Annotated in this window: 19 protein-coding genes and 1 pseudogene; 11 read left to right on the top strand and 9 right to left on the bottom strand. The window is 59.4% G+C overall.

Features of this window, described 5'->3' with window-relative positions; genetic code table 11:
- The first annotated feature begins 502 nt into the window (after positions 1–502).
- Complete coding sequence (locus tag MR935_RS03950) at positions 503–2,056, top strand: recombinase family protein (protein WP_290571244.1); 1,554 nt, start codon at positions 503–505, stop codon at positions 2,054–2,056.
- Positions 2,057–2,082: 26 nt separating this feature from the next.
- Here MR935_RS03950 and MR935_RS03945 read toward each other — a convergent pair.
- The 3 genes and pseudogenes from MR935_RS03945 to MR935_RS03935 form a co-directional block, all read right to left on the bottom strand.
- A pseudogene (locus tag MR935_RS03945) lies at positions 2,083–2,490 on the bottom strand (manganese catalase family protein); the annotation flags it as partial.
- Complete coding sequence (locus tag MR935_RS03940) at positions 2,490–2,747, bottom strand: spore coat protein CotJB (protein ID WP_290571242.1); 258 nt, start codon at positions 2,745–2,747, stop codon at positions 2,490–2,492. The gene MR935_RS03940 and the pseudogene MR935_RS03945, both read right to left, overlap by 1 nt.
- Positions 2,744–2,941, bottom strand: coding sequence for a spore coat associated protein CotJA (locus MR935_RS03935; RefSeq protein ID WP_290571240.1), 198 nt, complete (start codon positions 2,939–2,941; stop codon positions 2,744–2,746). The genes MR935_RS03940 and MR935_RS03935 overlap by 4 nt, the downstream gene beginning before the upstream one ends.
- A 215-nt stretch (positions 2,942–3,156) precedes the next feature.
- On the opposite strand from MR935_RS03935, the gene MR935_RS03930 reads away from it, so the two are divergent.
- Positions 3,157–3,717: a TIGR01440 family protein gene (locus tag MR935_RS03930; protein WP_290571239.1), complete on the top strand. Its 561-nt coding sequence runs from the start codon at positions 3,157–3,159 to the stop codon at positions 3,715–3,717.
- Between the two features lie 4 nt (positions 3,718–3,721).
- A complete protein-coding gene (locus MR935_RS03925) occupies positions 3,722–4,429 on the top strand; it encodes an HAD family hydrolase (RefSeq protein WP_290571238.1) in 708 nt (235 codons plus the stop codon).
- 120 nt (positions 4,430–4,549) lie between these two features.
- On the opposite strand, the gene MR935_RS03920 is transcribed toward MR935_RS03925, so the two are convergent.
- Positions 4,550–5,677, bottom strand: coding sequence for a glycoside hydrolase family 3 N-terminal domain-containing protein (locus tag MR935_RS03920; RefSeq protein ID WP_290571237.1), 1,128 nt, complete (start codon positions 5,675–5,677; stop codon positions 4,550–4,552).
- 104 nt (positions 5,678–5,781) lie between these two features.
- Here MR935_RS03920 and gluQRS point away from each other — a divergent pair, with 104 nt between their 5' ends.
- From gluQRS to MR935_RS03905, 3 genes are all read left to right on the top strand, one after another.
- Entirely contained in the window at positions 5,782–6,708 is a 927-nt protein-coding gene (gene gluQRS, locus MR935_RS03915; protein ID WP_290571235.1) for a tRNA glutamyl-Q(34) synthetase GluQRS, read from the top strand.
- Positions 6,709–6,815: 107 nt separating this feature from the next.
- Positions 6,816–7,832, top strand: coding sequence for an SPFH domain-containing protein (locus MR935_RS03910; RefSeq protein ID WP_290571233.1), 1,017 nt, complete (start codon positions 6,816–6,818; stop codon positions 7,830–7,832).
- Between the two features lie 39 nt (positions 7,833–7,871).
- Positions 7,872–8,063: a ribbon-helix-helix domain-containing protein gene (locus tag MR935_RS03905; RefSeq protein WP_290571231.1), complete on the top strand. Its 192-nt coding sequence runs from the start codon at positions 7,872–7,874 to the stop codon at positions 8,061–8,063.
- A 43-nt stretch (positions 8,064–8,106) separates the two neighbouring features.
- Here MR935_RS03905 and MR935_RS03900 read toward each other — a convergent pair whose 3' ends face one another.
- Entirely contained in the window at positions 8,107–8,784 is a 678-nt protein-coding gene (locus MR935_RS03900; protein ID WP_290571229.1) for a TIGR00266 family protein, read from the bottom strand.
- Positions 8,785–9,015: 231 nt separating this feature from the next.
- On the opposite strand from MR935_RS03900, the gene MR935_RS03895 reads away from it, so the two are divergent.
- A complete protein-coding gene (locus MR935_RS03895) occupies positions 9,016–9,582 on the top strand; it encodes a GerMN domain-containing protein (RefSeq protein ID WP_290571227.1) in 567 nt (188 codons plus the stop codon).
- 93 nt (positions 9,583–9,675) lie between these two features.
- On the opposite strand, the gene thiE is transcribed toward MR935_RS03895, so the two are convergent.
- Genes thiE through MR935_RS03875 form a run of 4 tightly spaced genes read right to left on the bottom strand, consistent with a single transcriptional unit; the run spans position 9,676 to position 12,046 of the window.
- The gene (thiE, locus tag MR935_RS03890; protein WP_290571226.1) at positions 9,676–10,311 is read right to left on the bottom strand and encodes a thiamine phosphate synthase; all 636 of its coding nucleotides are present in this window, start codon (positions 10,309–10,311) and stop codon (positions 9,676–9,678) included.
- On the bottom strand, positions 10,296–11,060 hold the full coding sequence (locus MR935_RS03885) for a nitrilase-related carbon-nitrogen hydrolase (RefSeq protein WP_290571225.1): 765 nt from the start codon (positions 11,058–11,060) through the stop codon (positions 10,296–10,298). Before MR935_RS03885 ends, thiE begins: the two co-directional genes overlap by 16 nt.
- On the bottom strand, positions 11,039–11,512 hold the full coding sequence (locus MR935_RS03880; RefSeq protein WP_290571223.1) for a YbaK/EbsC family protein: 474 nt from the start codon (positions 11,510–11,512) through the stop codon (positions 11,039–11,041). The genes MR935_RS03885 and MR935_RS03880 overlap by 22 nt, the downstream gene beginning before the upstream one ends.
- Positions 11,513–11,524: 12 nt before the next feature.
- Entirely contained in the window at positions 11,525–12,046 is a 522-nt protein-coding gene (locus MR935_RS03875) for a DUF1836 domain-containing protein (protein ID WP_290571221.1), read from the bottom strand.
- A 164-nt stretch (positions 12,047–12,210) separates the two neighbouring features.
- Here MR935_RS03875 and MR935_RS03870 point away from each other — a divergent pair, with 164 nt between their 5' ends.
- From MR935_RS03870 to hemW, 4 genes are all read left to right on the top strand, one after another.
- A complete protein-coding gene (locus MR935_RS03870; protein WP_290571219.1) occupies positions 12,211–13,470 on the top strand; it encodes a polysaccharide deacetylase family protein in 1,260 nt (419 codons plus the stop codon).
- Between the two features lie 219 nt (positions 13,471–13,689).
- Positions 13,690–14,343 carry a PAQR family membrane homeostasis protein TrhA gene (trhA, locus tag MR935_RS03865; protein WP_290571217.1) on the top strand — a complete coding sequence of 218 codons (654 nt, stop codon included), beginning with the start codon at positions 13,690–13,692 and terminating at the stop codon, positions 14,341–14,343.
- 316 nt (positions 14,344–14,659) lie between these two features.
- The gene (gene lepA, locus MR935_RS03860; protein WP_290571215.1) at positions 14,660–16,468 is read left to right on the top strand and encodes a translation elongation factor 4; all 1,809 of its coding nucleotides are present in this window, start codon (positions 14,660–14,662) and stop codon (positions 16,466–16,468) included.
- A gap of 49 nt (positions 16,469–16,517) precedes the next feature.
- Complete coding sequence (gene hemW, locus MR935_RS03855) at positions 16,518–17,729, top strand: radical SAM family heme chaperone HemW (protein WP_290571213.1); 1,212 nt, start codon at positions 16,518–16,520, stop codon at positions 17,727–17,729.
- The last annotated feature ends 296 nt before the right edge of the window (positions 17,730–18,025 follow it).

The raw sequence follows: 18,025 nt of genomic DNA, 5'->3' as shown, positions 1-18,025 counted from the left end.
AGTGGCATATAAGCGTGCTAAGGCTCTACAGGAATTGAGGCGTGCGTTGCATGCGATGGACTATTGAAGAGATTGACAAGATTCTAGATTTCGAGCCGCAAGCAGTAACGCAATTGCTGCGAAAGTACTCTAAGCTCATTGACTTTTACGCTACATCTGGAGGAACTTCAAATTACGAAGTAGAGGCACGGTACTGTATGGAGGATCATCTGCTGAACGCGATACAGCAGTTTGACAAATCAAAAGTGAAATGAATCTGCGTGCGCATAACCACCTGTACTGCTGCGCCTTACACTACTCATACAATATCTGTGAGAGGTGGTGTGCTTTATGGTTAAAAATATCTTTAAGACTGGGGATAGTCCAACCGCAGAGAGTGTTACGCAGAAATGGATTGAGTTGATCGGGCGGATGGAGAGGAGCAGAGCATAATGACAAATGTCTGCACCTATGATATAATCTCACTAGGGATTACCTGTTCTGTCTTCGAGAGGAGATAGACATGAAGGTAGCAATTTATTGCCGTCTGTCCGAGGAGGACAGAAATAAGTCAGTGGCAACCGACGACAGCAACAGCATACAGAATCAGAAAGCCATGCTGGTACAATATGCCATGGAACAGGGGTGGGAAATATACAACATTTACAGTGATGATGACTACGCTGGGGCGGACAGGCGCAGGCCTGAGTTCAACCGTCTGCTTGAACACGCAGAGCAGCGTAGGTTTGACATCATCTTATGCAAAACACAGTCTCGCTTTACGCGTGAACTTGAGCTTGTTGAAAAGTACATACACGGGTTATTCCCTCTATGGGGTATCAGATTTATCAGTATAGTTGACAACGCAGACACTGCTAATAAGGGAAATAAGAAATCACGGCAGATTAACGGACTCGTCAACGAATGGTATCTGGAGGACATGTCTGAGAACATCCGCAGCGTCCTTACAAATCGACGTATTAACGGTTATCACATAGGTGCGTTCGCGCTCTATGGATATCAGAAAGACCCTGAGCGTAAAGGTCATCTAATTGTAGACCCAGAGGCAGCGGCAGTCGTGCGGGAGGTATTCACGCTATTCGCTAACGGCATGGGGAAGGCGGCCATTGCACGGTCCCTAAACGATCGTGGAATACCGAACCCGTCGGAGTATAAGCGTCTGAAGGGGTTGCGCTATAAGGGGCCTAAGTCAAAGAACAGTACGTTATGGCGATACGCTGCAATATCTGATATGCTGGTTAACGAGATATACATCGGTAACATGGTGCAAGGTAAATGCGGAAGCGTATCTTATAAAACAAAGCAGAATAAGCCGAGGCCCAAAAGCGATTGGTACAGAGTAGAAGGTACGCACGAGCCAATCATAGATCGTGCTTTGTGGGACAGAGTGCAGCAAATAGTCGCACAAAGAGCAAAGCCATTCGATACAGGGTCGGTGGGGATCTTTGCACGCAAGGTGAAGTGCGCGTGCTGCGGATACACGATGTGTTCGTGCAAGAGCCGAGGTAAACGTTACCTGAGATGTGCAAGCAAGTTCGCATCTAAGGAGGTGTGCGTAGGAGCATTCATAGCTGTAGATATGCTAGAGCAGCTAGTTATTAACGAGCTGAACCGACTGGCATCAGAGTATCTGAATACAGACAAATTGGCGCAGAACATAAGCTTCTGCGCCAACTTACAGGATCAGAGAGACAAGCTTCTGTTGGATATATCAGCCTACGAGAAGAAGATTGCGGAATACTCCAAAGGCATACGCGAGCTTTATATGGACAAGGTCAAAGGGCTAATTTCAGAAAGCGACTACGTGGAGATGGCGGAGACCTTTACCAGTGAGAGGAGTAGGCTTGAACGTGTTGTGATAGAAGTACAGAAACAACTCGCTGACGTTAAAGATAAGATGGAGGCAGGAGACAATCGTCAAGAGCTTATAGCACGTTACACGCAGTTCGACCGTCTGACAAGGGAGGCTGTAGACACTCTAATCGACCATATAGTGGTAGGCAAGCGGATCAAGGGAACGAGGGACGTACCTATTGAAATTCACTGGAACTTCTGATTATGTTGCGCTTATACGCTTGCAGCATCTGCTGCAAGATCCTCAAACAGGTCGGTGATCGGGTCGCCCTTGGACTGGATGGTCATCGCGCTCCATGGTGTGCCCGAGGCGAACTGCGGGTAAATGCCTGTCGTATGATCGACAAAGTAGGTATCGAATCCGCCTTCCTTGATCTGCTCGGGTGTCAGGTTGCGGGTCAGCTGGTAGATGATCGCCGCGATCATCTCCATGTGCGCAAGCTCTTCTGTGCCGATATCGGTCAAAATGCCCTTGCATTCCTTATAGGGCATCGCGTACCGCTGGTTCAGATAGCGCATCGAGGCACCCAGCTCACCGTCCGGGCCACCGAGCTGTGTCAAAACGATCTTTGCTATCTGCGGATTGGGGTTTTTGATCTTTACAGGGTATTGCAGTCTCTTGTCATAGGACCACATCAGTCTTCAGCTCCTTCCCACGGCCACGGGTCGTCGATCCATGTCCAGTGGCCGCCGCGGGTGTCTACCTCGCGCGCGGTCAGCGGGCCGAAACGATCCTCATATTCAGCGGCGGCTTGGTCAAAGGCCGTGCGCATCTTGCTGTAATAGGCAAGCGCGGCGGCGTTGTTCGGATGGCCGTCCAGATACTCGATGGCTTCGATGAGCGCGAAGTCATACATCTGCACACGGCTGAGCAGCTTTTCCCGTTCGTTCATCGCGGCACAGCCTCCTCTCCGAGGAAGGGCTTGTCGAGCGAGGGGAAGATCGTGCCCCGGTCAAAGGCGAGCGTTGGCTCATACGTTGTTTCAAAGTGCTGCACCGGCACGAACGCCATCGCAAGCGAAAGCAGACGCGGGTCGATGCTGTCCGCGGGCAGCGCCTGACCGGTCTGGTTGTTGGGCAGGTTCATAGGTGGTTGCTCCTTGTTCTGTACAGTTTGAGACAGACGGCTGTCTCATCCTCATCTTATGCCGTAGGGGAAAAGGTGGTGAAGACAGGACGAAAAATGATGACAGAAAGCAGTACTCCTGCACGGGAGCGGCTTTGGCTTGCGTTTATCCGCCGCTGTGGTACAATAGACATAAAAGAAGCATGATATCGTTATCAAGCGAGGAGGTATGGAGCATGGAGTGTTCTGAAATCAAGGCGCAGGCCGTCAAGGCGGCTGAGGAGGTGTGCAGCGCGGCCAAGCTGCGCGCGGGCGACCTGTTTGTGGTCGGCTGCTCGTCCAGCGAGGTGTGCGGCGCGCAGATCGGCACGCATTCGAGCGTCGAGGTGGCCGAAGCCATTTTTGACGGGGTTTACAGCGTGCTGCAAGCGCGGGGCGTGCTGCTGGCAGCGCAGTGCTGTGAGCATCTCAACCGCGCGCTGGTCGTGGAGCGCGCGGCCTGCGAGCGCTTTGGGCTGACCGAGGTCAACGCCATCCCCCAGCCCAAGGCGGGCGGCTCATTTGCGAGCACGGCTTACCGGCGTTTTGCCGATCCGGTCACGGTCGAGAGCCTGCGGCAGTCGGCTGCGGCGGGTATGGATATCGGCGGTACACTGATTGGTATGCATATCAAGCCGGTCGTTGTGCCGCTGCGCATCGGGGTCAGGCAGATCGGACAAGCGGCCGTGCTGTGCGCGCGCCGCCGCGCCAAGTTTGTGGGCGGCAGCCGTGCGGTATATAATGAGGAGCTGATGTGAGGGTATGATGGAGCTGAAAGCAGTATTTTTTGATTTGGACGATACGCTGTACGCCGGTTTTGCGGCGGGCGATGCGCACGCCTGTACCTGTCTGGCAACGTATGCCGAGGCGCAGCTTGGCGTGCGCGGGGAGGACTTTGTGCGCGCCTTTCTGGAGAGCCGCCGCCGTCTGGCGCGCCGGCAGCCCGGGATGCCGCCCATTCACGACCGCGTGCTGTTTGCACAGGGTGCGCTCGAGCGCATGGGGCTGAACGCGATTCGGCATGCGCGCGCCGTGCACCGCGTCTATTGGGATGCTATGTTTGAAAAAATGCAGCTGCGCCCAGGTGTGTGCGCGCTGCTGGACGAGCTGCGGGACAAGGGCATTAAAACCGCAGTGTGCACCGATATGATGGCTGATATCCAGATGGAAAAGCTCGACCGCCTTGGTCTGACCGACCGGATCGACTATCTGGTGTCCAGCGAGGAGGCCGGTATGGACAAGCCGGGTGCGCCGATCTTCTGGCTTGCGCTGCACAAATGCGGCTGCCTGCCGCAGCAGGCTGTGATGGTGGGCGATAATTTTCGGCATGATGTGCAGGGCGCGGCCGACGCAGGCATTGCGGGCATCTGGCTCAACTGGACGCGGCTGCCCCGACCGGAGAGCGAGCACGACTATACCGAAGTGCATACCTTTGAGCAGGCGGCGGCGCATATCCGCGCCCTGCTGTAAAGGAGAACAGGCTGCACAGGCCAAAATGCCAAAACCCGGCTGCCGCCCGGCGCGCTGTTCCCCTAAGACGGAGGGGGCGGCGCAAAGCGGCAGCCGGGTTTCTTGTGTGGTGCGGGCGGCTCAGAGCAGGCTGAGCGCCATCTTCCAGCGGATGACGCGCAGCGCCGCCGCGCGGATGGTGTCCGCGCTGATCTGGCCGGAGGTGACAGCGGCGCGCACCGCCTCAAACTGGGTGAGGAAATCTGAGGAGATGAGCATGTCGTTGCCCGCCTGCACAGCACGCACGGCGGCGTCCGCGCCGTCGGTATAGCGGGTGATCGCATCCATAATGAGGTCGTCGGTCATTACCACGCCGTCAAAACCAAGCTCGCCGCGCAGCATATCATGCACCGCGGGCGAGAGCGAGGCAGGAAGCGATGCATCCATGCAGGTCACGATGTTGTGACACACAAGCACGGCCTGCGCGCCCGCATCCACCCCGGCTTGAAAGGGCACAAAGTCGACTGCGCGGAACTGCTCGAGCGGGCGCTCGTCCACGGCGATGCCGGTGTGGGTGTCCGCGTTCGCGCCATAGCCGGGGAAGTGCTTGAGCACCATGCCCATGCCGTCCTCCCGCATCTGCGCGACGACAGCCGCTGCATACGCGCCGGTTTCGGCAGCGTCCCGGCCAAGTGTGCGCGCATAGATGAAATCGTTCGGGTCGGTCGACACATCGCATACAGGCCCGAGGTTAACATTAACGCCGATCGAGCGCAGCAGCGCGTCCTTTTCCGCCGTATCGCTGATGATGCGGGCAAGGCCGCCCGCACGGTAAAGCGACTGCGGTGAGCCAAAGCGCGCCGCGCGGAAGCTGGGGTTGGCGCTGACGCGTACGACTGTGCCGCCCTCCTCATCCACGCCGATCAGCAGGGGCGTTTTGGCCGCGTCTTGATAGGAACGGATGGTCTCGCGCATCGAATCGGGCGTCTGTCCCTCAAAATCGCGGCCAAACAGCAGATAGCCGCCGATGTTGTACTGTGCGGCCAGCTCGGCCGCACCGGTTTCGGGGCAGCGCACAAAGAACAGCTGGGCAAGCTGCTCGTCCGGGGTCAGGCTGTCCACATAGACTGCGGCGGGGTCGGGCGCAGGCGTAGGCGCGGCAGGCGGCTCGTCCGTTTCGGGGGCGGTGGGCGTATCCTGCGGCTGGCAGGCTGCCAAACCTGTCAGGCAGCAGACGGCGAGCAGCAGATAAAGCAATCGTTTCTTCATGGCACTTCCTCCCTGTAAGGCTGTGTCTATTATACACCCGTGCCGCGGCCATTGCAAAGCCTGCCTGTTTTGTGGTAAGATAGGGAACGGAAAGGGGAGTTTGGATGGAAACGACAGGCCGCTTCGCCCCCAGCCCGAGCGGGCGGATGCATCTGGGCAACGTGCTGTGCGCGCTGCTGTCGTGGCTGAGCGCCAGACAGCAGGGCGGGCGTTATCTGCTGCGCATCGAGGATCTGGACGCGATGCGCTGCCCGCGCGCGTTTGCCATGCAGATCATGGATGATTTGCGCTGGCTGGGGCTGGATTGGGACGGCGAGGTGCTCTGGCAGTCCGAGCGGGCGGCGGTATACGAGCACTATGCGGCTATTTTGCGCGAGAAGGGACTGCTTTACCCGTGCTTTTGCTCCCGTGCGGCGCTGCACGCGGCGTCCGCGCCCCATTTGTCCGATGGGCGGGTGGTTTACGCGGGTACCTGCCGCACCCTGACCACCGCACAGATAGCGGAAAAACGTTGCGCCCGTCCGCCCGCAACGCGCGTGCGCGTGCCGGATGAGGAGATCGTGTTCGAGGACGGCGTATGCGGCACTTACCGGGAAAGGCTGGCCGCGGAATGCGGGGATTTTATTATCCGCCGATCGGATGGTGTGTTTGCCTACCAGCTTGCGGTCGTGGTGGACGACGCGCTCTCAGGCGTGACCGAGGTCGTGCGCGGCAGCGACCTGCTGGCGAGCAGCCCGCGTCAAATCTGGCTGTACCGTCAGCTCGGCTTTGTGCCGCCGCGTTTTATCCACATACCGCTGCTGTGCGACCACGACGGGCGGCGGCTGAGCAAGCGGGACGCGGATCTCGATCTCGGCCTGCTGCGTGAGTGCTTCACGCCCGAGCAGCTCATCGGCGCGCTGGCCTGCGCCGCCGGGCTGACCGAAACCGCAGCGCCGCTTCCGGCCGATGCGCTGGTCGACGGCTTTTCGTGGGACAGCATCCCGCGCCGTGCGCTGTACTTGCCCAACGTGTTTCGCCATGTGAAATAGGAGGGACGCCCCTGTGTGGGGCGTCTTTTTTGTTGGAAGGACTTGACAAGGTGGGAGGATGGGTGTATTATACTGATATCAAATTGATATCATATGGAGGGATAGACATGAACAAGGAGCAAACCCTGTATGTGGAAAAACACCTCAAAGCGCCAAGCGGCCTACCTGTGTTGGTGCTCAACATCCTGCTGATGCTGGCCACGGCTGCGGGTGGGGCGGCGGGCGGCTGGCTGGTCTCCCGCGGTGTGCAGGCGGCGGGTGGCGGGCTGCTCGCGGTGTGCATTTTTTATTGGTGCTTGCCATGCTGGCTGCTGTTTGCGGGCATCAAGGTGCTGCAGCCGAACGAGGCGCTGGTGCTGACGCTGTTCGGCAGGTACATCGGCACGCTCAAGGGCGCGGGCATCTTTTTCGTCAATCCGTTCTGCGCGGCGGTTAACCCGGCGGCGGGAATGCCGCTGTCCAGCGGGGCGGTCGAGGACGCGGCGGGCGCCATACCCGGCACGGGCAAGGGCGCGGCCGTCAATATGCCGCGCAGCAAGCGCCTGTCGCTCAAGGCCATGACGCTCAATAACGATAAACAGAAGATAAACGACCAGCTCGGCAATCCGATCATCATCGGCGTGGCGGTCATCTGGCACATCGAGGACACGGCGAAAGCGGTGTTCGCAGTCGAAAACTACAAGGAATTTCTGTCCATCCAGTGCGACGCAGCGCTTCGTAATACCGTGCGGCTATATCCGTATGACGTTTCGGAAAGCGGGGATGAAAGGAGCCTGCGCGGCTCCTCGCAGGAGGTCGCCGCCGTGCTGGCGCAGGAGCTGCAGCAGCGGGTCGACTGCGCGGGGCTAGTGATCGAGGAGGCACGTATCACAACACTGTCCTATGCGCCCGAGATCGCCGCGGCCATGCTGCAGCGCCAGCAGGCCAGCGCAGTCATCGACGCGCGTAAGATGATCGTCGAGGGTGCGGTCGGCATGGTCGAGATGGCACTCGATGAGCTGAGTGCCAAGCAGGTGGTCGAGCTGGACGACGAGCGCAAGGCGCAGATGGTGTCCAACCTGATGGTCGTGCTGTGCGCGGGCAAGGAAGCACAGCCTATTGTCAATTCGGGCAGTATCTATTAAAATAAGGAGCAGCAATACCGTGTGGGAGGTGGAAAGACCGTGGCGGACAAGGAAAAGACGAAAAAACAGGTGCCGCTGCGGCTTTCCGCCACGCTGTATGACGAATTATCCCGCTGGGCGGAGGACGAGTTCCGCTCGGTCAACGGACAGATCGAATACCTGCTGACCGAAGCCGTGCGCCGCCGCAGAAAAAGCCGCCCAAAGGACGAACAGGACGATGCGGGCGAATAAAAAATCGAACGGCGAAAGCCGTTCGATTTTTCTATGTACGGTATCAGCCGTTGCCGGTCGGGATGTATGGGCGGATGGCGCCTGCGACATTCGAGATCGGCATGGTTTGCAGCCAGATCTTGCCCGGGCCGGTCAGCACGGTGTTGAAGAAGCCCTCGCCGCCGAGCAGCTTGTTCTTCAGCCCGGCGACCTGCCGGATGTCGATCGAGACGGTCGGCTCAAAGCCGGCCACGTTGCCGGTGTCGATCACCATCTGCTGGCCGGGTGCGAGGTCGTATTCGATCAGCTCGCCATCGATCTCGGCAAAGGCGATGCCTGAGCCGCTCAGCCGCTGCATGATAAAGCCCTCGCCGCCGAACAGACCCGCGCCGATCTTCTTATTGAAGTGGATGGAAAGCGAAACACTGCTTTCCGCCGCCAGGAAGGCGCTTTTTTGCAGGATCATCTCGCGCCCCGGTGCAATCTCGATGGGCATGATGCGCCCCGGAAAGCTTGAGCCGAAGGTGATCATACCCGCGCCGCGCGCGGTATAGATGTTCTGGAACATGCTTTCGCCCGACAGCGCCTTGGAGAACATTTTGCCGATGCCGCCGCCGGTGGTCGTCATCTCCATGTTGGGGCTCATCCACACCATCGAGCCCTTTTCGGTCGTCATTCGCTCGCCGTCGGCCAGCTGGCAGATGACGACCGGAAACGCGCCGCCCTTGATCTCATAATTCATTCTATATCCCTCCATGATCCGGCCGTGGAAACGGCCTGTTATGTATTTTTATCTTACGGCAGCGGAGGCAGACTGTCAAGCGAAACGTGCTGCGGATTTTTGCAAGATGGATACAATTTTAATGTGGTGCTTGTGTCAGGCCGGGATATGGTGCTATAATTATATAAATATACTTTGTATGGAACGACCGTGCCGCGCCGGGTGCGCGGTGCTGACAGGAGGTATGTTGCGATGAAAAAACGAACTGGGGTCATTGCGGCGATCGTCATCATCGTTGCTCTGATCGCGGCGGGTATTTACGGCTATATGACCGGGCGGGCGAAGCAGCCGCCTGTGTCGCCCGCGCCGCCGGTGGCCGAGCCTGACTCACCGCAGCCCGCCGCGCCGGATGCGCCGGACACGCCCGCGCCCACCGCACCCATCGGGGGGCAGTCGGTGGTCGTTTATGTGCCGGATGAGACGGCGGAAACGCTCGTGCCGGTCGGCACACAGGCGGCGGACACCTCCGACCAAGCGCTGGCGGACGCGCTGATCGCATCGGGCGCGCTGCCCGAGGGTGTGCAGGTGCAGTCGGCTGTGGTCGAGGGCGATGTACTGCGGCTTGATATGAACGAAGCCTATGGCGATGCGGTGCGCGCATCGGGCACGGCGGGCGAGGCCATGCTGATCTACGCGCTGGTGGATACCTTCGCGCAGGCGTACGGTGTGCAGCAGGTTCTCATCACCGTGGAGGGCGAGCCGCTGGAAAGCGGACACGCGATCTACGATAAGCCCCTCAAGATGGGCTATACGCAGTAAAATAAGGGAAAACCCCGCTTGTCAGGCCGCACAGGGTCTGGCAGGCGGGGTGTTTTTGCGCAAAAACGGATGCTTTGGCGCGGCAAGACTGCCTTAGCGCGCGGCGCGCATGGCAAGTACCTTTTGCTTGAGGTGCGCGGCGGCGGCACGTGGGTCGCTGGCCTTCATCACAGCCGAGACAACGGCCACACCCGCGATCGGGCTGTCGGCCAGCACGTCCATGTTGTCCGCATTCAGGCCGCCGATGGCAACGACCGGGATGGGTACGGCGCGGCAGATCGCGTCGAGCATCGGCACTGGCGTGACCCGGGTGGCAACGTGGGTGGTTGTCGGGAAGATCGCACCCGTGCCTAGATAATCCGCGCCATCGGCGTAAGCGGCCTTGGCCGCTTCGACCGTTTTGGCGGTCGCGCCGACGATTTTATCCGCTCCGAGCAGGCGGCGGCACACCGCGACCGGCAGGTCGCTCGCGCCGACGTGTACACCCGACGCGCCGCAGGCGAGAGCGACGTCAACGCGGTCGTCGATGATGAGCGGCGTGTGATGCCGATCGGTCACCTGTTTGACGCGCTGGGCAAGGGCGAGATAGTCCCGTCCGCCGCTTTCCTTTTCCCGCAGCTGGACGAGCGTCGCGCCGCCCGCGCAGGCCTGATCGACCGCGGTAAGCAGCGTGTCCGCGGTGTGGTAGGTACTGTCGGTGATGACATAAAGCGTCAGATCGAGTTGCATGGCATAGTCTTCCTTTCGGGTGAAATGGTGAGCAGTCCGTCGCCCGCGCCTTTCGCGCCGAGCGTGGTTCCATCCGGCGCGAAAGCGGCGCTGTGGCCGATGAACAGGCCGGGGGCATACTGCGAGCAGCCGAGCACGGTCAGGCCGTTCTCAATCGCGCGGGCGCACAGCAGCGTGCGCCAGTGAAGCCGCTTGTTTTCGCCCTCCATCCAGCCGGCGGGGACGAACAGCACCTCTGCCCCTGCCGCCCGCTGCGCCGCCGCCAGCGTGGGAAAGCGCAGCTCAAAGCAGGTGATGATGCCCAGACGGCCAAGTGGGGTGTCGAGCGGGGTGAACGGCTGCTCGCCCGCGCGGCACTCATCGGATTCACGGTAGCCGAAGGCGTCATACAGCCGGGTTTTGCGGTGGAAGGCGCGCAAACTGCCCGTGCTGTCCAGCACGGCGATCGTGTTGTACGGCAGACCGTCCGAGGCTTCATACAGCCCGGCGGCGATCCACAGCCCATACCGGCGCGCGAGCGCACCGAGCGCCGCGACAAAGGAGCCGTCGAGCGGTTCGGCGGCGGTTTTGATAAGAGAATGGCGGTTCGTTTTTGCGTAAAACATACTAAATTCCGGCAGAAGCAGCATGGATGCGCCATTTTGTGCGGCTTGCGCGGCAAAGGACGAGATGGCGCGGAGATTTGCCTCTTTATCGTCCGATGCACCGAACTGGGCGAGCGCAGCGGTCATGCGCGCCAGCCCTTGCACACATCGACCCACGCCTTGAAGCCCGAAAAGCGCTCCAGCTCATCAATGGTCAGCTCAATGGCCGAATTGGACGAGCCGCAGGCGGGAAAGACGGTTTGAAAGCGGTGGAGCGATTCGTCAAGGTATACGTCCACGTCCTCATTGACGCCAAAGGGACAGACGCCGCCGACCGCGTGGCCGATTGCCGGCTCGACCTCGTCAAAGGGGAGCATACGCGCCTTGCAGCCAAAGCGCGCCTTGTATTTAGGGTTGTCCACCTTGGCGTCGCCCGCGGCGACAATCAGGATCACGCCGCCGTCCGTGCGGAAGGACAGCGTTTTGGCGATGCGCGCGGGCGCGCAGTGGGCGGCTTCGGCCGCCAGCTCGACCGTGGCCGACGAGACGGGAAATTCAAGCACGCGCCCAGCCGCGCCGAACTGCGCAAGGTGGGCTTTGGCTTTTTCGATTGACATGATGGGTTCCTCCTATATCTGTTCGGGAATATCGTCGATCAGGCTTTCACACAGACGGCGCAGGTAAACCGAGATCTCGCTCAGCGCAAGGCAGAGCGACAGGCGCTCGTTCGGGTCGTCCGTATCGGCGGGCAGATACTCGCGCAGCAGCGGAGGGATGGCCTCGCGCATACGCGCCTTGCTCGCCAGCAGGCGGGTGTAGCAGGCCTCAAAATCGGTGTCGCTGCGCCCGGTCAGGGCTTTCACGTCGCCAAGGTGCAGCGTCTGCTTCAAATGGTAGACGCACAGCAGCTGCATGATCTGCTCCCGGGTGTATTTTTTGCCGCGCACCGGCGTGACCAGCCCTTCTTTGACATAGTTGTTGACCATCGTTTTGGTCAGCAGTTTGTCGGCCGGGTCGCGCCGCATGGCGGACAAGCCCTGCTCAAATAAACTGAGCACCTGATCCATGTACAGGTCCAGATGGGGCACGTCCGCAGGCAGGATATCGCGGTCGGCAAAGACCGCGTCGATCTTCTGGTCAAGATCGGACACGTCGATCACCTCGTTTCCTCACCATTATAACCGCTTATACGCCCGCGCGCAAGGGTGCGGCGCATCATAAAAGGCGAGGGGGTCGGCCGCGCGGCGGTGGACAGGTGTGGTAAACTGTGGTATAGTAGTAAAAAGAGAAATGGAAAAAGAGGGGAAAATATCCGATGAATGGCTTGCTGAGAAGGTTGGCGGCGGTGCTGGTGCTGCTGTCGGCGTTTGCGTCCAGCGCGACCGGCGGCGCGGCGGGATACGACATACCGGTTCTGATGTACCATGATATCACGGACGATCCCGCAGCGCTGAATACGATGCGCGTGACGAGCGAGCGCTTTCGCTGGGATATGGAATTTCTCGCACAGTTCGGCTATACGCCGCTGCTGCCGGCCGAGCTGCTCGCAATCCGCGCCGGTGAAAAGGAGATGCCCGAAAAGCCGGTGATGATCACCTTTGACGATGGCTACCGCTCCAACTACGAGCTGGCCTTTCCGGTGTTGCGGGAGACCGGCATGAAGGCGGTGGTCGCAGTTGTGTGCCGTAATATGCTCGAGCGCGGCAGCGGCGACCCGGGGCGCACCGCGCTGACATGGCGGGAGCTGCGCGAGATGGCCGCGAGCGGCGTGTTTGAGATCGGCTCACATACCTACGACCTGCACAACCCGGAGTATCAGGGTAAGGCTGTGCCGGGCGGGATAAACGGCGTGATGCGTCGGCCGGGAGAGACGGAAAGCACATATGCCGCGCGGGTGGGTGCTGACCTCGCGGCTTCGATTGCAATGATCCGGCGCAAGACCGGGCAGCAAAGCGTCAACTATTTCTCCTATCCTTTCGGTGCGGCCGAGCGCTGGATGCAGCCGCTTTTGCAGCAGGAGGGCATCGGCGTGAGCACGCTGACGAACGAGGGTGCGGCGTCGATCGACCGGGGACTGTACGACCTGCCGCGTTACCGCGTAGATATGAGCCGTCCGCTGTCCGTGCTGCTGCGGCAGACCGCGACGGCTGAGCCGTCGCAGACGGTCGTGTCGTCCGGCGGCAAAACGCAGGTGCTGCCCACCTATCTGATCGACGGCAGCCACTATGTGCGCGTGCGCGATGTGGCCGCGCTGCTGGACGGCACCGAGGTCGGCTTTGACGTGCGGTGGAACGCGACACGGCAGTGCGTCGAGCTGACGAGCAAAACCGATTATACAACAGCCGACGCGGCGGCGGCGCCGCTGCCTACCGGCGGCAGAACCGTGCAGTCGGTCGTTGAGCCGACGGTCGTGGACGGTACGGCGCGTATGGTCGCGGCGTATAAGATAGACGGCAGCACCTACTATAAGCTGCGCAGTCTGGGCGTGCTGTGCGGCTTTGCGGTGGATTGGGACGAGCAGGCGCACGCCGTGCTGCTCGACACCGCTCCGCAGGCGGCGCAAGTCCCGGCGTGAGCCGGCCTGCGTGCTGCGGTATATGGGAAAATTCCAAAAAAGTCAGGGTGAATACCTGACTTTTTTGATAAGTTTACACCTGCCTCTGCGGCGGGTGTATTTTTTTCTTTTGCGGTCACAATAAATTTACAGCTGGAGTATTGCTTTTTTCTGTCAATGTAGTATCATACACACAGGAAGTAATTTCAAAAACTACTTAATGTCGAGGAGGAATCGACAATGCCGCATGTATTTACCAAGGCAAGAGAGCCGTTTTCCAGCTATTCACATTTTATTGGGGCGGTGCTGAGCGGCGTAGGCCTGCTGCTGCTGGTGGTGCGCCTGCTGGTGGACGACACGGTGACCGTGCAGATGGCACTTGCCTCGGCGGTATTCTGCCTATCGCTGATCGCGCTGTACTCGGCCAGCAGCGTGTATCACTTTTCAGGACGGGGAGAAGCCGTGCTGCGGCGGCTGAAAAAGCTCGACCACAGCATGATCTATGTGCTGATCGCGGGCAGCTACACGCCGATCGTGCTGCGCTATATGCCTGCGCCGCGCAGCTATGTGTTTCTCGGCGTGATCTGGGCGATCGCGCTGGCCGGTATTGCGATCAAGCTGCTGTGGATCGACGCGCCGCGCTTTTTAGGCACGGTGCTGTATCTGGCGCTGGGTTGGGCGATTGCGTTTGATTTCGGCGTGGTGCTGTCCATGCCCGCGCCCGCGATCGCGCTGCTCGCGGCGGGAGGCCTGTCCTACACGGTCGGCGGCGTGGTATATATCATCAAAAAGCCCAACCTCGGGCCGGTGCTTGGCTTTCACGAGCTGTTTCATCTGTTTGTCATCGCGGGCAGCGTGTGCCATTATCTGATGGTGTTCCTGTATGTGTTGTGAGCGGTCGGCAGTGTCCAAGCCGCTGCCTGTCCGGGCGGTGTACCAGTCTTGCCGGAAAATCACCGGGGGAATAGACCAATCGGTTCTCTTGTCCCATTGGTGCTGCAACCGGACAGCTGTGTCTGCGCGCCTGCACAAAAGAATGCTTGTGGGGAGCGGGGGAGTGTGGTATAATATCCGCAAGACAGCCATGATACCAATTCTTTTTTATAATTATACCATCAGCGGCGTATAGGCGGACGCTTTGGCTGAACGGGCTGCTTGCTGCTGCGGTACCATTACATCAGTTCATTACACGAAACAAGGAGCTTCCGGTGTGAATAATCGAGAGCAGATAAGAAATTTCTCCATCATCGCGCATATCGACCACGGAAAATCGACGCTGGCCGACCGCCTGCTCGAGCAGTGCGAGGCTGTTTCCCAGCGGGAGATGGAAGAGCAGCTTTTGGACAACATGGATTTGGAGCGCGAGCGCGGCATCACGATCAAAGCACGTGCGGTGCGCATGGAATACAAGGCCGATGACGGCAAGATCTACCACATGAACCTGATCGACACGCCGGGGCATGTGGACTTTAACTATGAAGTCTCGCGCTCGCTTGCCGCGTGCGAGGGTGCGCTGCTGGTCGTTGACGCGGCGCAGGGCATTGAAGCGCAGACGTTGGGCAACACCTATCTGGCGATCGAGGCAGGGCTGGAGGTCGTGCCGGTCATCAACAAGATCGACCTGCCTGCGGCCGACCCCGCGCGCGTCAAGGGCGAGATCGAGGATATCATTGGTATACCGGCTGAGGACAGCCCGGAGATATCAGCCAAGATGAACGTCAACATCCACGCGGTGCTTGAGCGCATCGTCTCCGATGTGCCCGCGCCGCAGGGCGATGCGGACGCGCCGCTGCGCGCGCTGATTTTCGACAGCCAATACGACCCCTACAAGGGTGTTATCGTGTATATGCGTCTGATGGACGGCCGCGTCACGCCCGGTATGCGCGTTAAGATGATGGCGACCGGCGCGGTGTTTCAGGTGCTGGAATGCGGCTATATGCAGCCGCTTGGCCTGTCGCCCCAGCAGGAGCTGACAGCGGGCGAGGTCGGTTACTTTACCGCGTCGATCAAAACCGTGTCCGACACCCGCGTGGGCGATACCGTCACCGAGGCCGGCCGGCCGACCGCCGAGGCGCTGCCCGGCTACCGCCCCGCGCGCCCGATGGTCTACTGCGGCATCTATACTGAGGACGGCTCCAAATACCCCGACCTGCGCGATGCGCTCGAAAAGCTGCGCCTGAACGACGCGGCGCTCTCGTTCGAGCCGGAAAGCTCGATCGCGCTCGGCTTCGGCTTCCGCTGTGGCTTTCTCGGTATGCTGCATATGGAGGTCGTACAGGAGCGGCTTGAGCGCGAGTTTGACCTTGATCTGGTCACGACGCTCCCCTCGGTCGTGTATGAGATAGAAAAGGCGGACGGCACGACCGTGCGGTGCGACAACCCGCATGACTATCCCGACCCCGCGGTCATCACCGAGGCGCGCGAGCCGTTCGTCAAGGCGACGATCATGACGCCGCAGGAGTTTGTCGGCAACATCATGCCGATGTGTCAGGAGCGGCGCGGCATCTTCAAGGACATGCAGTATTTGGACGCCAATCTGGTCGAGCTGCATTATGAAATGCCGATCAACGAGATCATTTATGACTTTTTCGATGCGCTCAAGGCGCGCACCAAGGGCTATGCCTCGCTCGATTATGAGTTCCTCGACTATCGGCCGAGCGAGCTGGTCAAGGTCGATATGCTCTTAAACGGCGATCAGGTGGACGCGCTCTCCTTCATCGCGCACCGGGAAAAGGCATACAGCCGCGCCCGCCGCATCTGCGAAAAGCTTAAGGAGAATATCCCGCGCCAGTTGTTTGAGATACCCGTACAGGCTGCCATCGGCGGCAAGGTCATCGCCCGCGAGACCGTCAAGGCCATGCGCAAGGACGTGCTCGCAAAATGCTACGGCGGTGATATCACCCGTAAGAAAAAGCTGCTGGAAAAGCAGAAGGAAGGTAAAAAGAAGATGCGCTCGCTCGGCACGGTGCAGATACCGACTGAGGCATTCATGGCGGTGCTCAAGCTGGATGAGGAATAACGCCCGCCGCCGCAGGTATTGATTGATAAACGATGGTTTTGAGGAAAGCATGAGCAGATTCAGTTACAAAAACCGCCCGCTTGGGCTGTATATACACATTCCCTTCTGCGCGTCCAAGTGCGGCTACTGCGATTTTTATTCAGTCACGGACGAGGGGCTGAAGAAAAGCTACGTTTCCGCGCTGCTGACCCATATCCGCGAATACGGCAGGCTGTGCAGCGGCTACACGGTGGACACCGTCTATCTGGGCGGCGGCACACCGACCTGCCTTGGGGCCAAATACCTCGGCCGTATTTTGCAGGAGGTGCGCGGCAAGTTCCCGCTGGCCGACGACGCGGAGATCACAGTCGAGTGCAATCCGGAGAGCACGGATAAAAAGGTGCTCGACATGATGAAGAAACAGGGGGTCAACCGCCTGTCTTTCGGGGTGCAGTCCGCGCATGATGCGGAGCTGGAGGACATCGGCCGCATCCACACCTTCGAGCAGGCCAAGGCTGCGGTCGGGCTGGCGCGGGAAAAGGGGTTTGACAACATCAGCCTTGATTTGATGTACGGCCTGCCCGGGCAGAGCGGGGAGGACTTTCTCCAGTCGGTCGAGCAGTGCCTTGCGCTTGCGCCCAAGCACCTGTCGTGCTATGGCCTGAAGCTCGAGCCGGATACCCGCATGGGACGGGAGCAGCCCCAGCTGCCGGATGATGACGCGCAGGCGGACACCTACCTTGCGATGTGCGATATGCTACGCGAAAACGGGTTTGAGCATTATGAGATATCGAATTTTGCAAAGCCGGGCTTTCGTTCGCGGCATAATCTGAAATATTGGGATCTTTCCGAGTACCTCGGCTTGGGGCCGAGCGCGCATTCGTTTATGAACGGTCGCCGGTTCGCGTTTGCCCGCGATATCAAGGCCTACATAAACGGCGAGGATATCCTGCAGGACGAGGAGGAGGTACCGAGCTTCCAGCGGCAGGGCGAATACCTGATGGTGCGCCTGCGCACAAGCGAGGGCATCGACTTTCTTGATTTGGAAAAGCGTTACAATATCGACTCCACCCCCTATGAGGAGGCGTTTCGCGCGCTGATGGGGCAGGAGCTGGTCGCCCATCAGGGCACGCGCTGGTATCTGACCGAAAAAGGCTTTCTGGTATCGAACAGCATCATCAACGCGGTGGTCGAGGCCGGACAGCCGGAGAAGCAAGCCGAAGCCAGCCGGAATAGGCAGGGTGCGGCGGGCGCTTGTGCCGCAAATAGCGGTTTTCAATAAGAATTATGAGGCTGTGCTGCGGCACAGCCTCTTTTTTTGCGCGAATCGCGTCGCTCGATTTGACATGGATTTGACATACCATGTCTTTTTTATTTTACATGCGGCCCGTAAAATAGCAAGTGCAGTAAGTCAATAAGCGTGTATCAACTCGTATTGAAAGATTAACTATTAGAAGTCAACCCCCAAAATGAATGGTGGTGGTGAAAAAAGATGGCCCCAAAAGGTATAGCAAAGCTGAGGTCTTGTCAGACCCCTGCTGGCTATTCAAGTAGTTGCACTCAAGCTGCTGAGCAATA

It is taken from the genome of Agathobaculum sp., assembly GCF_022775115.1.
Lineage (GTDB): Bacteria > Bacillota > Clostridia > Oscillospirales > Butyricicoccaceae > Agathobaculum.
The sequence above is the reverse complement of the archived record's forward strand: the minus strand, read 5'-3'. Positions and strand labels throughout refer to the sequence as shown.